General features: G+C 72.9%; 15 protein-coding genes. 12 read left to right on the forward strand and 3 right to left on the reverse strand.

Features of this window, described 5'->3' with window-relative positions:
• The first annotated feature begins 71 nt into the window (after positions 1-71).
• Genes BMZ92_RS00685 through BMZ92_RS00695 form a run of 3 tightly spaced genes read left to right on the forward strand, consistent with a single transcriptional unit; the run spans position 72 to position 1,802 of the window.
• Positions 72-959: an SPFH domain-containing protein gene (locus BMZ92_RS00685; protein WP_091503527.1), complete on the forward strand. Its 888-nt coding sequence runs from the start codon at positions 72-74 to the stop codon at positions 957-959.
• 2 nt (positions 960-961) lie between these two features.
• Complete coding sequence (locus BMZ92_RS00690) at positions 962-1,180, forward strand: type II toxin-antitoxin system antitoxin (RefSeq protein WP_091503528.1); 219 nt, start codon at positions 962-964, stop codon at positions 1,178-1,180.
• Positions 1,167-1,802: a GOLPH3/VPS74 family protein gene (locus tag BMZ92_RS00695; RefSeq protein WP_091503530.1), complete on the forward strand. Its 636-nt coding sequence runs from the start codon at positions 1,167-1,169 to the stop codon at positions 1,800-1,802. Before BMZ92_RS00690 ends, BMZ92_RS00695 begins: the two co-directional genes overlap by 14 nt.
• A gap of 270 nt (positions 1,803-2,072) precedes the next feature.
• Here BMZ92_RS00695 and BMZ92_RS00700 read toward each other — a convergent pair whose 3' ends face one another.
• Entirely contained in the window at positions 2,073-3,005 is a 933-nt protein-coding gene (locus BMZ92_RS00700; RefSeq protein WP_091503532.1) for a 5'-3' exonuclease, read from the reverse strand.
• A gap of 48 nt (positions 3,006-3,053) precedes the next feature.
• Between BMZ92_RS00700 and BMZ92_RS00705 the strand changes: the two genes are divergently transcribed.
• The 9 genes from BMZ92_RS00705 (at position 3,054) to BMZ92_RS00745 (ending at position 13,494) form a co-directional block, all read left to right on the forward strand.
• Positions 3,054-4,184, forward strand: coding sequence for an NAD(P)/FAD-dependent oxidoreductase (locus BMZ92_RS00705; protein WP_091503534.1), 1,131 nt, complete (start codon positions 3,054-3,056; stop codon positions 4,182-4,184).
• Positions 4,181-4,447 carry a (2Fe-2S)-binding protein gene (locus BMZ92_RS00710; RefSeq protein WP_177228483.1) on the forward strand — a complete coding sequence of 89 codons (267 nt, stop codon included), beginning with the start codon at positions 4,181-4,183 and terminating at the stop codon, positions 4,445-4,447. The genes BMZ92_RS00705 and BMZ92_RS00710 overlap by 4 nt, the downstream gene beginning before the upstream one ends.
• Positions 4,428-5,792: an NAD(P)/FAD-dependent oxidoreductase gene (locus tag BMZ92_RS00715; protein WP_218153363.1), complete on the forward strand. Its 1,365-nt coding sequence runs from the start codon at positions 4,428-4,430 to the stop codon at positions 5,790-5,792. Before BMZ92_RS00710 ends, BMZ92_RS00715 begins: the two co-directional genes overlap by 20 nt.
• The gene (locus BMZ92_RS00720; protein WP_091503536.1) at positions 5,789-6,673 is read left to right on the forward strand and encodes a dihydrodipicolinate synthase family protein; all 885 of its coding nucleotides are present in this window, start codon (positions 5,789-5,791) and stop codon (positions 6,671-6,673) included. The genes BMZ92_RS00715 and BMZ92_RS00720 overlap by 4 nt, the downstream gene beginning before the upstream one ends.
• A gap of 2 nt (positions 6,674-6,675) precedes the next feature.
• Positions 6,676-7,677: a proline racemase family protein gene (locus BMZ92_RS00725; RefSeq protein ID WP_091503537.1), complete on the forward strand. Its 1,002-nt coding sequence runs from the start codon at positions 6,676-6,678 to the stop codon at positions 7,675-7,677.
• Positions 7,674-8,540 (forward strand): ornithine cyclodeaminase family protein, encoded by an 867-nt coding sequence (locus tag BMZ92_RS00730; protein WP_091503539.1) that lies wholly within the window; start codon positions 7,674-7,676, stop codon positions 8,538-8,540. The genes BMZ92_RS00725 and BMZ92_RS00730 overlap by 4 nt, the downstream gene beginning before the upstream one ends.
• Positions 8,537-9,205 (forward strand): GntR family transcriptional regulator, encoded by a 669-nt coding sequence (locus BMZ92_RS00735; protein ID WP_091503540.1) that lies wholly within the window; start codon positions 8,537-8,539, stop codon positions 9,203-9,205. Before BMZ92_RS00730 ends, BMZ92_RS00735 begins: the two co-directional genes overlap by 4 nt.
• Before the next feature lie 570 nt (positions 9,206-9,775).
• Positions 9,776-11,821, forward strand: a complete 2,046-nt coding sequence (locus tag BMZ92_RS00740; RefSeq protein WP_177228484.1) for a hydantoinase/oxoprolinase family protein — start codon at positions 9,776-9,778, stop codon at positions 11,819-11,821.
• On the forward strand, positions 11,818-13,494 hold the full coding sequence (locus BMZ92_RS00745) for a hydantoinase B/oxoprolinase family protein (RefSeq protein WP_091503542.1): 1,677 nt from the start codon (positions 11,818-11,820) through the stop codon (positions 13,492-13,494). The genes BMZ92_RS00740 and BMZ92_RS00745 overlap by 4 nt, the downstream gene beginning before the upstream one ends.
• On the opposite strand, the gene BMZ92_RS00750 is transcribed toward BMZ92_RS00745, so the two are convergent.
• Both BMZ92_RS00750 and BMZ92_RS00755 read right to left on the reverse strand, forming a co-directional pair.
• Positions 13,491-14,051, reverse strand: a complete 561-nt coding sequence (locus BMZ92_RS00750) for a GTP-binding protein (protein WP_281245143.1) — start codon at positions 14,049-14,051, stop codon at positions 13,491-13,493. The two genes, BMZ92_RS00745 and BMZ92_RS00750, sit on opposite strands and share 4 nt — an antisense overlap.
• A 103-nt stretch (positions 14,052-14,154) precedes the next feature.
• Entirely contained in the window at positions 14,155-14,526 is a 372-nt protein-coding gene (locus BMZ92_RS00755) for a DUF742 domain-containing protein (RefSeq protein WP_091503544.1), read from the reverse strand.
• Positions 14,527-14,540 lie beyond the last annotated feature (14 nt).

Here is a 14,540-nt window from a genome sequence, read left to right on the forward strand (position 1 = left end):
TCAGCGCGAAAAATGTGATATCACTATGATAGTTCCCGGCTGGGAGCGCAAGACCGGATCGAGGGGAAGACATGACCGAGACGGCGGTGGACATGCCCGCGCCGCGGGTGCGGGAGCGGCGGGCGAAGGCGGTACCGGGGCTGGTGGTGCTGGTGGTCGCGGTGGTGCTCGTGCTGGGCGGGGTGGCGCTGGCCGTCACGGTGCCCGCGCTCGCTGCGCTGGGTGCCTTGGTCGCGGTGGTGGGTGCGGTGCTGCTGCGGGGGCTGACGCCGGTCGCGCCGGGGGAGGCGCGGGTCGTGCAGCTGCTGGGGCGGTACACGGGCACGGTGCGGGAGGACGGCTTCCAGTGGGTGAACCCGTTCGCCGTGCGGCGGCGGGTGTCGACGCGGATCCGCAACCACGAGACCGACGTGGCGAAGGTGAACGACGCGGACGGCAACCCGATCGAGATCGCGGCCGTCGTGGTGTGGCAGGTGCGGGACACCGCGCAGGCACTGTTCGAAGTGGACGACTTCGTCGAGTTCGTGGCCATCCAGACGGAGACGGCGGTGCGGCACATCGCGAACGCCTACCCGTACGACACCCACGACGAGCCCGGGCTTTCGTTGCGGGACAACGCCGACGAGATCACGGAGAAGCTCAGCGAGGAGATCGGCGCCCGGGTCGCCTCGGCCGGGGTGCAGGTGATCGAATCGCGGATCACGCACCTGGCGTACGCGCCGGAGATCGCGCAGGCGATGTTGCGGCGGCAGCAGGCGGGGGCGATCGTGGCGGCGCGGCAGCGGATCGTCGAGGGTGCCGTGGGCATGGTCGAGCTGGCGCTGGACCGGCTGGCGCGGCACGACGTGGTGGACCTCGACGAGGAGCGGAAGGCGGCGATGGTGAGCAACCTGATGGTGGTGCTGGTCGGGGACCGGGACGCGCAGCCGGTCGTCAACACCGGGACGCTGTATTCGTAGTCGTGGCCGAGCGCAAGAAGATCCTGCTGCGGCTGGACCCGGCCGTCCACGACGCGCTCGCGAAGTGGGCGGCCGACGAGCTGCGCAGCACGAACGCGCAGATCGAGTTCCTGCTGCGCCGGGCGCTCGCCGAAGCCGGGCGGCTGCCCAGGGACGTCGGCCGGATGCGGCCGAGGGGGCGGCCGCGCAAGTCCGAAGGAGACGAGGATGAATCCGCCTGAGAGCCTGCCGGCGAGGATGTTCCTGCTGGCGTTCCACCCGGAGAAGCACCGGCTGACCGCCAGGGAGGACCTCGGCCACCTGCTGCGCGCGGCGGCGCTCGCGGAACTCGTCCTGAGTGGACGGTTGCGGGACGCGGACGGCAAGCCCGAGGCGACCGGGGCGCCGCCGCGGGATCCCGTGCTGGCGGCGGTGTGGGGTCAGATCGCGGAGTCCGCGCCGAAGTCGTGGGGCCGGTGGATCAGCCGGGGGCGCAAGGAGATCTTCGGTGCGGTGCGGGACGAGCTCGCGGCGGCGCGGGTGATCTCGGTGGAGCGGGCGCGGGTCCTTGGTGTGGTGCCCTACACGCGGATCACGCTGAGGGACCGGCCGCGCGCGAAGCGGCAGGCGGAGCTGGTGCGCCGCGCGGTGCGGGGGAGCCAGGCACCGTCCCGTGTGGACGGTGAGGTCGCGGCGCTGACGGCCCTCGCGGCGGCGGGGCAGCTGCGGGTCGTGGTGCCGGGCCGGGACCGCCGCCAGTACCGCGACCGGCTGGAGGCGCTGTCGGCCCCCATCACCCCGGTGACGAAGGCCCTCCGCCGCGCGATCCGCGCCCAGCACGCGGCCCAGTCGTCAGGGGGTTGAGGGGGGAGGGTTGCGGGGTTGCCGTCGGGAGGGGGCGGGCGGTTGGAGTTCCGGGCGGTGGCCGGGCCCGGATTTCGAAGGCGCTGCCGGGGCGTCTGGAGGGCTACAGCCCGAGGGTAGCCCGAGGGTGGCCGCGGCGGTTCAAGCTCTCGGCCCCGGATCCCGGCCCCCGCCTACCCACTCGCCACCGTGAAGGTGTGGCGCCCCTCTCCGCCGCGCTCTCCGTCGTGACGGCGCGGTGCTCCGCTCCGCCGCCCGGCGCCGAAACCCCTACCGAACCGCGTCCAGGGCGGCCACCAGGCGCTTCACCGAACCGCCCAGGTTCCAGCGGTTCGTGAGTTCCTCCAGGCGCTCCGGGTCCCGCACCGCGGGTGGCACGGCGTCGGAGCCCGAGAGGGTCACCGGGGAGTTCACCGCCACCTCCACGACCGTCGGCGCGACCGTCAGGTAGTCCTCCGCCGCGGTGAGTTTCAGGCGCATCTTCAGCGGCAGGTCCTTGTTCCCGGACTTCGCCGCGGCCAGCAGCTCCTGCACCGAACCGAACTGCGTGATCAGCTTCGCCGCCGTCTTCTCGCCGATGCCCGCCACGCCGGGCAGGCCGTCCGACGGGTCGCCGCGCAGGGCGGCCATCGCCGCGTACGCCGGGCCCGCGCCGTCCACCGGCACGCCGTAGCGCTCCGCCACCTCCGCCGGGCCCAGCACCTCCGCCTTCGCCCAGCCCTTCCCCACGTAGATCACCGACGCCGGCGTCGGCGTGGTGCGGACCAGCTGGAACAGGTCCCGGTCCCCGGTGATCACCTCGACCGGGTCGCTCTTCTCCCGCGCCGTGAGCGCGCCGATCACGTCGTCCGCTTCGTAGCCGGGCGCCTCGGCCGTCGCGAGCCCGACCGCCGCCAGCAGGTCCAGGATGATCGGCACCTGCGGCGTCAGCGTGTCCGGCACCTCCTCGGCGTTCGCGGCCTCGTCGGCGACCCGGTGCGCCTTGTAGCTCGGCAGCAGGTCCACCCGGAACTGCGGCCGCCAGTCCGCATCGAGGCACGCCACCAGCCGCGAGGGCCGCCGGTCGGTGAGGATCCGCGCGAGCGTGTCGGCGAACCCGCGCACCGCGTTCACCGGCGTCCCGTCGGGCGCCGTCATCGACTCCGGCAGCGCGTAGAACGACCGGAAGTACAGGCTCGCGGAATCCAGCAGGGCTAGCGTCACGCCTTCAGCCTGCCAGACGGGCTTGTGCAATGTGACATACTACTGAGCATGGATGTCGTCGTGGTGGGTGCGGGCATGGTCGGGGCGGCCTGTGCGCACTTCTGCGCGCGGGCGGGGCTGCGGGTCACGGTCGTCGACCGGGGCACCGTCGCGGGGGGCACGACCAGCGGCGGTGAGGGCAACGTCCTGGTCTCCGACAAGGAACCCGGGCCCGAGCTCGACCTCGCGCTGCTGTCGGTCCGGCTGTGGCGGGAGCTCGGCGAGCGCTTCGGCGCCGAAGCGCTCGAACTGCAGCCGAAGGGCGGCGTCGTGGTGGCCCAGTCGCCCGAAGCCGCCGCCGGGCTGGCGAAGCTCGCCGCCGCCCAGCGCGACAGCGGGGTCGACGCCCGGGACGTGACGCCCGCGGAGTTGTTCGAGCTGGAGCCGAACCTGACGCGGGAGGTGACGAGCGGCGTCTTCTACCCGCAGGACATGCAGGTGCAGCCGATGCTCGCCGCCGCGCGGCTGTTGCGGGACGCCACCGTGCTCACCGGCACCGAAGTCCTCGGCTTCCGCCGCGACAGTGGCGGCGCGCTGACCGGGGTCGAGACCAGCGCCGGTTTCCTGCCCGCGCAGTGGGTGATCAACGCCGCCGGCACGTGGGGCGGCGAGGTCGCGACGCTGGCGGGCGCGCCCGTGCCGGTGTTGCCGCGCCGGGGGTTCGTGCTGGTGACCGAACCGCTGCCGGTGGTGGTGCGGCACAAGGTCTACACCGCCGACTACGTGGCGAACGTCGCGAGCGGGGACGAGGGCCTGGAGACCTCCGTCGTCGTCGAGGGCACGCAGGCGGGCACGGTGCTGATCGGGGCGAGCCGCGAGCGCGTGGGCTTCGACCGAACGTTTTCGCTGCCCGTCGTGCGGAAGCTCGCCGCGCAGGCGATCGGCGTGTTCCCGTTCCTCGCCGACGTGGGCCTCTTGCGCAGCTACCTCGGGTTCCGCCCGTACTGCCCCGACCACCTGCCGGTGATCGGCCCCGATCCGCGGGTGCCCGGGCTGGTGCACGCGTGCGGGCACGAGGGCGCGGGGATCGGCCTGTCCGCCGCGACGGGACGGCTGATCGCACAGGTCGTCTCCGGGGAGAAGCCGGAGCTGGACCTGCACCCGTTCCGGCCGGAGCGATTCGAGGAGGAGGCGGCGTGAGGTTTTCCTTCCAGGGCGAGGAAATCGAGGCCGAGGACGGCCAGAGCGTCGGCGCGGCGCTGATCGCGGCGGGCCGCCGGTCCTGGCGCACGACGCGGCGCGGCGGCGAGCCGCGCGGGATCTTCTGCGGCATCGGCGTCTGCTTCGACTGCCTCGTCGTGGTCAACGGACGCCCCAACCAGCGGGCCTGCCTCACCGAACCCCGCGAAGGTGACCGGATCGAGCCGCAGGAAGGAGCCGGACGTGTCGACCTCGCCTGCTGACATCGCCGTCCTCGGCGCGGGCCCCGCCGGGCTCGCCGCCGCCGTCGCCGCGTCCCAGGCCGGTGCGCGGGTCGTGCTGCTCGACGCCGGGCAGCGGGTGGGCGGCCAGTACTGGCGCCACCGCGACGGCGACACCGGCGCCGGGCACCACCACTGGCGGGAGCTGCAACGGCTCCGCGCCGCCGCGCCGGAGTTCCTGGGCGGGCGGCAGGTCTGGCACGTCGAACCCGGCTTCACCTTGCACACCAACGAAGGCGAGGTTCACGCCCGCACGCTCATCGTCGCGACCGGCGCGTACGACCGGCAGCTGCCGTTCCCCGGCTGGACGTTGCCGGGCGTGTTCACGGCCGGTGGCGCGCAGGCGCTGCTCAAGGGGCAGGGCGTGACCGCCGGGCGTCGCGTCGTCGTCGCCGGGACCGGGCCGTTCCTGCTGCCCGTGGCCGCGGGGCTCGCCGAAGCCGGGGCACACGTCGTCGCGGTGTGCGAGGCCGGTTCGCCCGCGGGCTTCGCGCGGCGCCCGCCGCTGGGGAAGCTGGCGGAAGGCGCCGGATACGTCCGCACGTTGCTGAAACACCGCATCCCGTACCGCATCCGCACGACCGTCGTCGCCGCGCACGGCACCGGCAGCGTGCAGGGAGCGACGATCGCCTCCCTCGACGCGGACTGGAACATCGTCGGCACCCGTGAGGTCGAGTGCGACGCGATCGCCGTCGGGTACGGGTTCACCCCGCAGCTGGAAATCCCACTGCAGCTGGGTTGCGAAACCCGGCTCGACGTCGACGGCAGCCTCGTCGCGAACGCCGACGACCAGCAGCGCGCGAGCGTGCCCGGGGTGTACCTGGCGGGGGAGGTGTGCGGGGTCGGCGGCGCGCCACTGTCCCTTGTGGAGGGTGAACTGGCCGGGCTGCACGCGGCGTTCGCCACGGTCGGCGCTGTCCCGGACGACGCGAGGGTGGCCCGGCTGTTGCGGAAACGCCGTCAGGCCAGGGCGTTCGCCCGCCTGCTGCACGAAACCCACCCCGTGCGGCCGGGCTGGCGCACCTGGCTGAGCGAGGACACCCAGCTGTGCCGGTGCGAGGAGGTGACCGTCGGCCGCGTACGAGAGTCCATTGTGGACCTCGGTGCGACGGACGCCCGTTCGGTGAAGCTCCTCGCCCGGCCCGGCATGGGGATGTGCCAGGGCCGCGTGTGCGGCTTCGCCACCTCGTGCCTCGTCGCCGCCGAGCGCGGCCGGGCGCACACGGCACAGGACCTGCTCGCGATGGCCGCGAGGCCGATCGCCAATCCGGTCCCGCTCGGGACCCTGTCGGAAACCCACCCCACCCCAACCCTGGAGGGCTCATGACCGCGTGGCACGGCGTTCTCGTGGCAACCGCACTGCCGCTGACCGAAAACCTGGAGGTCGACTACGACCGTTTCGCCGAGCACGTGGCGTGGCTCGCCGCCGAGGGCTGCGACGGCGTGACGCCGAACGGCTCGCTGGGGGAGTACCAGACGCTCACGCCGGAGGAACGCGCCCGCGTCGTCACGACGGCGGTGGCGGCCGCGCCTGAAGGCTTCACGGTGATGCCCGGCGTCGCCGCGTACGGCGCCGCCGAAGCACGCAGGTGGGCCGAGCAGGCGGGCGAGGCGGGCTGCCCGGCGGTGATGTTGTTGCCGCCCAACGCCTACCGCGCGGACGAACGGGCCGTCATCGCCCACTACCGCGAGGTCGCGAAGGCGGGCCTGCCGATCGTCGCCTACAACAACCCCATCGACACCAAGGTCGACCTCGTCCCCGAACTGCTCGCCGAGCTGCACGCGGAAGGCCTCATCGTCGGGGTCAAGGAGTTCTCGGGCGACGTCCGCCGCCCGTACCGGATCGCCGAGCTGGCGCCGGGCCTGGATGTCCTGTGCGGCGCCGACGACGTGTCGCTGGAGCTGGCGGTCGCGGGCGCGCCCGGCTGGGTTTCGGGCTACCCGAACGCCCTGCCGAAGGCGTGCGTGGAGCTGTGGCGCGCCGCGAGCGCGGGCGAGCTGGACCGGGCCGTGCCGCTCTACCGGCAGCTGCACCCGTTGCTGCGCTGGGATTCCCGCACCGAGTTCGTGCAGGCGATCAAGCTGAGCATGGACATCGCGGGCCGCTACGGCGGGCCGTGCCGCCACCCGCGCGTGCCGCTCACGCCGGAGCACGAGAAGCTCGTGCGCGAGGCGACCGAGAAGGCGCTCGCGGAAGGGCTGCGCTGACCATGCGGACCCAGCGCGTCTTCCACGCGGTCGATTCGCACACCGAGGGCATGCCGACGCGCGTCATCACGGGCGGCGTCGGCGTGGTGCCGGGCGCGACCATGTTCGACCGGCGGCGGTACTTCATCGAAAACCTCGACCACCTGCGGCAGCTGCTGATGTACGAACCGCGCGGGCACTCGGCCATGAGCGGCGCGATCCTGCAGCCGCCCACGCGGGACGACGCCGACTGGGGTGTGCTGTTCATCGAGGTCTCCGGCTGCCTGCCGATGTGCGGGCACGGCACGATCGGCGTGGCGACCGTGCTGGTCGAGACCGGCATGGTCGAGGTGACCGAGCCCGTCACGACCGTGCGGCTGGACACCCCGGCCGGGCTCGTCGTCGCGGAGGTCGCGGTCGAGGGCGGGGCCGCCCGGTCGGTGACCATCCGGAACGTGCCGTCGTTCTCCGTCGGGCTGGACCGGAAGGTCGAGGTGCCCGGGCTCGGGCAGGTGCGCTACGACCTCGCGTTCGGCGGGAACTTCTACGCGATCGTCGAACTGGCGGAACTCGGCCTGCCCTTCGACCGGGCGGAGAAGCAGCGGCTGCTCGACGCGGGGCTGGCGATCATGGCCGCGATCGACGAGCACGACCTGCCGGTGCACCCGGCGAACCCGGAGATCACCGGCTGCCACCACGTCTACCTCGCCGCCCCCGGTTCGGACGCGCGCCACTCGCGGCACGCCATGGCCATCCACCCCGGCTGGTTCGACCGGTCGCCGTGCGGCACGGGCACCAGCGCGCGAATGGCGCAGCTTCACGCACGCGGGGAACTGCCCCTGCACACCGACTTCCGCAACGAGTCGTTCATCGGCACGCAGTTCATCGGGCGGCTGGTGGAGGAGACCGAGGTCGCCGGCGTGCCCGCGGTCGTCCCGACCATCACCGGGCGGGCGTGGCTGACCGGCACCGCGCAGTACTTCCTCGACCCCGACGACCCGTTCCCGGCGGGGTTCCAGCTGTGATCGGGGAGGCCGCGGCGATCGGCGCGCTGCGGGAGGCCCTGCGCGCGGGGCTCGACCCGGACGCGGGGCCGCCGCGGTCGGTCGTGCCGGTGCGCCACGGGCAGCTGCTGCTCATGCCGGCCGAGTGGGGCCGGTACACGGGCGTGAAGGTGGCGAGCGTGGCGCCGCGCAACCCCGCCCGCGGCCTCGCCCGGATCCAGGGGCAGTACCTGCTGCTGGACGGCGAAACCCTGGCGCCGCTGGCCGTGCTGGACGGGGTGGCGCTCACGAACGTCCGGACGGCGGCCGTGTCGGCGGTGGCCGTCGACGCGCTCGCCGCGCCCGGCCCGGCGCGGCTGCTCGTGTTCGGCACCGGTCCGCAGGCGCGTAGCCACGTGGCGGCGCTGCGGGTGGTGCGGCCCGTGGTGGACGTCGTGATCGTGGGCCGGGACCCGGGGCGTGCCGGGCGTTTCGCGGCGGAGGTCGGCGGGCGGGTCGGCACGGCGGACGACGTGCGGGACGCGGATCTCGTCGCGTGTTGCACGACCGCGCGTGAGCCGCTGTTCGACGGGGCACTGCTCCGGCCGCACGCGACGGTGGTCGCGGTCGGTTCGCACGAGCCGGACGTCCGCGAGGTGGACGACGAGACCGTGCGCCGCTCGACGGTCGTCGTGGAGTCGGTGGCGACGGCGCTGCGGGAGGCCGGGGACGTCGTGCAGGCGGTGGCGGCAGGGGCCTGCGATCCGGCGGAACTGGTCGGCCTGGCGGCGGTCGTGCGGGGCGAGGCTGCGGTGTCTCCCGAGGCGCCCCGTCTGTTCAAGAGCGTCGGCATGGCGTGGGAGGATCTGGTGGTCGCCGCGGCCGAGTACGAGGAGGGGGAATGACGGCTGACCACGAGCCCGTGCTGCCCTCGTTCGGCGCCCGCGGCAACCTGCGGGACGAGATCATCCAGACCCTGCGGGCGGCCGTCATCTCCGGTGAGCTGCGGCCCGGTGTCGTGTACTCCGCGCCCAGCCTCGCGGCGCAGTTCGGGGTCTCGGCGACGCCCGTCCGCGAGGCGATGCTCGACCTGGCGAAGGAAGGGCTCATCGATACCGTGCGGAACAAGGGGTTCCGCGTCACCGAACTGTCCGAAAAGGACCTCGACGACCTGAGTGAGCTGCGCGCGCTGATCGAGGTGCCGACCGTCCGGCGGATCACCGAGGCCGGGGTGGACCGCGCGGTGCTGGACGAGCTGCGCCCGGTCGCGGCGGCGATCGCGGACGCCGCAGCCGCGGGTGACCTGATCACGCACATCAAGGCGGACATGGAGTTCCACCTGCGGCTGCTCGCGCAGGGCGGGAACCCGCACCTGGTGGAGACGGTCCGTTCGCTGCGCGCCCGCTCGCGGATCTACGGCCTGCGCTCGCTGGCGGACCGCGGGGAGCTGGTGCCCTCCGCGGCCGAACACGCGCAGCTGCTGGACCTCATCGCCGCGGGCGACGCCGATGGGGCGGAGGCGCTGATGGACCGCCACATCCGGCACGTGCGGGGCATCTGGGCCCGTTGAGGCCGGGCCGCGCGGTGGCGCGGTGGGGTGGCGCTGGGGGCACCTCGGGTGGTGGCGGAGTGACGCCTCGGTGCGGTGGGTGGCGCGGTGGGGTGGCGCCTTGGGGGGCGCCGGTGCGGCGGCCTGAGCGGTGGCGCTAGGAGCGGCGGGCGCCGGATGGCGCCTCGGGTGGTAGCCGCGGCGGGGAGGCGAGTGGCGCCTCGGCGCGGCGGCGCTGGGGGCGCCTCGGGTGGTGACGCGCGGCACTGATGCGGCGGCGCTGGTGGGGCGATGGCAGCCGGCGGGGCGGCGCGGGCGGCGGCGCTGGTGCTCACGCGGCGCCAGGAGTGGCGGGTGGCGGTGACCCCGCTGCTGGGGCGCCGCCACCCGCGGTACCCACCCCCTCCCGGCCGCACCCCACCCGAACCCCAAGACACGCCCGGCTTCCCGCCCCCACCCACCTCCCGGCTCCTCCCGCCCCCGCTCGTGCGCCGCGCATAGTGAGCGGGCGCTCACGGGTGCGGTGAGCACACCGCCGCCGCCGTGCGGACTTCTAGCTTTCCAGGCACGTCTGCTGGATTGGAGTTCGTCATGGCGCGGTACCGCGTGTCGATGGACATCGGTGGCACCTTCACCGATGTGGTCACCTACGACGACGAGGCCGGGGTGTTCGCGGCGACCAAGGCCTCGACCACCCCGGACGACCTGAGCGAAGGGGTGCTCGCCGGGCTCGGTTCCGTCGTCGAAACGCCCGGGGACATCGGGTTCCTGGTGCACGGCACCACCCAGGGCCTCAACGCGTTCCTCGAACGCCGCGGCGTGCCGGTGCTGCTGCTCGGCACCGCCGGGGTCGAGGACACCTACCACATCGCCCGCGGTCCCCGGACCCGGCTCTACGACCTGCACTACCGCAAGCCCGAACCGCTCGTGCCCCGGCGCGACGTGCTCGGCATCGGCGGCCGCATCGCGCCCGACGGCAGCGAGCTGACCCCGCTGGACGAGGACGCCGTGCGCACCGCGGCGGCCACGGCGAAGGAACGCGGCCACGGCGCCATCGCCGTCGCGTTCCTGTTCAGCTACGCCAACCCCGCCCACGAACTGCGCGCCCGCGAGATCCTGCTGGAGGAGCTGGGCGAGGACTTCACCGTCTCGCTGTCGCACGAGGCGGCCAAGGAGTGGCGCGAGTACGAGCGCACCTCGTCGGCGGTCGTCGAGAGCTACACCGGCCCCATCGTCCGCCGCTACCTCAGCAACCTCGAAGTCCGTCTGCGCGAAGGCGGACTGGCCGTCCCGCTGCACGTCATGCAGTCCTCCGGCGGCATCCTCACCGCCGACTCGGCACGAGCCCGGCCGCTGCAGACCCTGCTGTCCGGCCCGGTCGGCGGCGCGATCGCGTGTGCCGAGCTCTCCCGCGTCAGCGGCAGGCCGAACCTCATCGGCGTCGACATGGGCGGCACCTCGTTCGACGTCTCGCTCATCGTGGACGGCGAGCCCGACACCTCCGCCGAGGCCCAGCTCGAAGGCCTGCCGATGCTGATGAGCGTCGTCAACATCCACACCGTCGGCGCCGGCGGCGGGTCCGTCGCCTGGGTCGAGGCCGGCGGGCTGCGGGTCGGGCCGCGCTCGGCGGGCGCCCGGCCGGGGCCGGTCTGCTACGGCCGCGGTGGCACCGAGCCGACCGTGACCGACGCCAACCTCGTGCTCGGCCGCATCGACCCCGAGGGTTTCGCGGGCGGGCAGATGACGCTCGACACGGCCGGCGCCCGAAAAGCCGTCGGCGAGCTCGGCGAGACCTTCGGGCTCGACGCGGTCGCGATGGCCGAGGGCATCTGCGACGTGGCGAACTCCAAGATGGCGCAGGCGATCCGCACCATCACGGTGTCGCGGGGCATCGAGCCGCGGGACTCCAGCCTCGTCGCGTTCGGCGGCGCGGGCCCCATGCACGCGGTGTTCCTCGCCCGCGAACTGGGCATCGCCGAGACGATCGTGCCGCGCTTCCCCGGCGCGTTCTCCGCCTGGGGCATGCTGCAGACCCGCATCCGCAAGGACTTCACCGAGCCGTACTTCTTCCTCGACGCCGACCTCGACGGTGCCGACCTCACCGCGGTGCTCACGCGCTTGGAGGAGCAGGCGCTGGCGACGCTGGGCGAGGAGGGCGTGCCCGACGGGCAGCGTTCGGTCGCGCACTCGGTCGACATCCGTTACGAGGCACAGGAATACACGCTGACGGTGCCCATCGCCGACGCGGCCGAACCGTCCACTCCGGACTTCCTGAAGGTCATGGCCGAGCGGTTCGCCGAGATGCACCACAGCCGGTACGGGCACGCGAACCTGGGCGCCCCCATCGAGTTCGTCACCGTGCGCACCGCCGCGTTCGGCGACCTGGGCCGCCCCGAGCCGCAGAAGTGGCCGCACGCGGAGTCCCCGGAGTTCCCGCACGAGGTCCGGCAGGTCGTGTTCGGCGGCCGGCCGTGCGACGCGATCGTGGTGCGCCGCGACGACCTGCTCACCGGCCACACGTTCGACGGCCCCGGCGTCATCGTCGAGGACACCGCGACCACCGTCGTCCCGCCGCAGTACTCGGTCTCCGTCGACGAGATCGGTTCGCTCATCATCCGCAGCAAGGAGAGCCAGTGACCGCAGCCACGACCGTCGACCCGGTCACGGTCGAGATCATCCGCAACGCGCTGACCTCGGCCGCCGACGACATGAACGCGACCCTCATCCGCTCGGCCTACACGCCCATCATCTACGAATGCGGCGACTGCGTCGTCGCGCTGCTCGACGCCGACCACCAGGTGCTGGGGCAGTCCGCGGGCCTGCCGATCTTCCTCGGCAACCTGGAGACCTGCACCCGCGCGACCGAGGAGCAGTTCGGCCGCGACGTGTGGCAGCCGGGCGACGTCTGGATCCTCAACGACAGCTACCTCGGCGGCACCCACCTCAACGACGTGACGATCTTCGGGCCGGTGTTCGTCGGCGACACGCTCGTCGGGTTCACGGCTTCGCGGGCGCACTGGATCGACGTCGGGTCCAAGGACCCCGGCGGGTCGATGGACTCCGTGTCGATCTTCCAGGAGGGCCTGCGGCTCGGCCCGCAGAAGCTCGTCTCGGGCGGCAAGGACGAGGCCGCGCTGATGGACACCATCGCGCGCAACGTCCGGTTCCCCTACCCGACCACCGGGGACATGCACGCCATGATCGCGTGCATCACGATGGGGGAGAAGCGGCTGCAGGAGATCGTCGAGCGGTTCGGGCTGGACACGCTGGAGGCGGCGCGGGACGAGATCTTCCGCCAGACCGAGCTGCTGGAGCGCGAGACGATCGCGGCCATCCCGGACGGCGTGTACGCGGCGGAAGGCGTGCTGGACAACGACGGCGTCGACCTGGACGCGCCGATCCCGATCCGGCTCAAGGTCACCGTCGCCGGCGACACGATCGACTTCGACGTCACCGAGTCCGCGGACCAGACCACCGGCCCGGTCAACTGTGGTGTGGCCCAAGCGGTTTCGGCGTTGCGCGTGGGCTACAAGCTGCTGGTGAGCCCCGACCTGCCGGGCAACGGCGGCTCGTTCCGCACGATGACCACGCAGGTGCGCGAGGGTTCCGTGCTCGGGGCGACCGCGCCCGCGGCGTGCCAGTGGTACTTCTCGCACCTCGGCCTGCTGATCGACATGGTGGCCCGCGCGCTGGCGCCCGCGATGCCCGACCGGGTCGCGGGAGCCAGCCACGGCGACTCGATGATCGTGCTGACCTCGGGCACGGACCCCCGCTACGGCAGGGAGTTCGTCAGCCTGGAGGCCACCGTCGGCGGCTGGGGCGCGTGGTCGGGGTCCGACGGGGAAAGCGCTCTCATCAACAACGTCAACGGTTCACTGAAGGACATCCCCATCGAGGTGCTGGAGACGCGGTACCCGTTCCGCATCACCGAGTACCGCATCCGCCCCGACTCGGGTGGCGCGGGCAGGTGGCGCGGCGGCAACGGCGTGGTCCGGGAGTACGAGGCCCAGACCGACTGCTCGCTGTCGCTGTGGTTCGAGCGGTCGCGGCAGCCGGCGTGGGGCCTGTTCGGCGGTGAGGACGCGGTCGGGCCCGAGGTCGTGATCAACCCCGGGCGGCCGGACGAGCGCCGGATGCTGAAGGTCAACGGCGCGACCATCCGCAAGGGCGACGTGATCCGCTGTGCGACCGGCGGTGGCGGCGGCTACGGCGACCCGGTGGAACGCTCCGCCGACGACGTCCGCGCCGACGTCGCCGACCGCAACATCACCCCGGAGACGGCGATGAGCCGCTACGGGATCGGCGGCTAGGACAACCGCGGCAAGGTACCCGCGAGATTGCGCTGGGTGGCCATGACGTGCTCGATCAACGTGACGAGCACCTGCTTGGTCGACTCCTTGTCCCGCGCGTCGCAGAGGAGGACCGGGACGCTCTCGTCGAGTTCGAGGGCGTCCCGGACCTCTTCGGTGCCGTAGCGGTACGCGTCGTCGAAGCAGTTGACGCCCACGACGAACGGGATCTGCCGCCGCTCGAAGAAGTCCACCGCCGGGAAACAGCTTTCCAGGCGGCGGGTGTCGGCCAGCACCACCGCGCCCAGCGCGCCGATGGCCAGCTCGTCCCACATGAACCAGAACCGGTCCTGCCCCGGGGTGCCGAACAGGTACAGGATCAGCTCGGGGTTGATCGTGATGCGGCCGAAGTCGAGCGCGACCGTGGTGGTCGTCTTGCGCTCGACCCCGGTCAGGTCGTCGACCGTGGCCGAGGCCGCGGTGAGCGCCTCCTCGGTGCGCAGCGGCGGCACCTCGCTGACCGAGCCCACCATCGTCGTCTTGCCGACGCCGAAACCGCCTGCGATGAGCAGCTTCAGGGTGAGCGCGTTGAGGTTGCGCCGGTACTGCGGGACGCCCGGCCGGGCGCCGGGGTTCGAGAGCTGTCCTCGAACGGGGGAGTCCACTGTGCTTGCCGCCCTATCAGAGTCTGCGGATGCCATCGAGCACCGCCTGGAGGATGCGTTCGTCGGGGGCCGCCGTCATCGGGGTCGCGCTGCGGAAGATCACGTGGTTCTGCTCGATCAGGTCCGCCAGCAGCACCTTCACGACCGGCAGCGGCAGCTCGAGGTACGCGGCGACCTCGGCCACCGACATCGGCTGCTGGCACAGGCGCACGACGCGGGCGTACTCCTGCGGCAGGTGCGCCGCGTCCATGATCGAGGTCACCGCGACCACGAGCGTCAGCAGATCCAGCCCGATCGTGTCGGTCCGGGTCCGGCCGCCGGTGACCGTGTAGGGCCGGACCAGCGGTCCGGCGGCGTCATCGAACCACGCCTCTTCCTCGGCTGTCATGGCGTCGTGTCAGG

Origin of the sequence: Amycolatopsis sacchari, from assembly GCF_900114035.1 — a bacterium.
GTDB classification, from domain to species: Bacteria; Actinomycetota; Actinomycetes; order Mycobacteriales; family Pseudonocardiaceae; genus Amycolatopsis_E; species Amycolatopsis_E sacchari.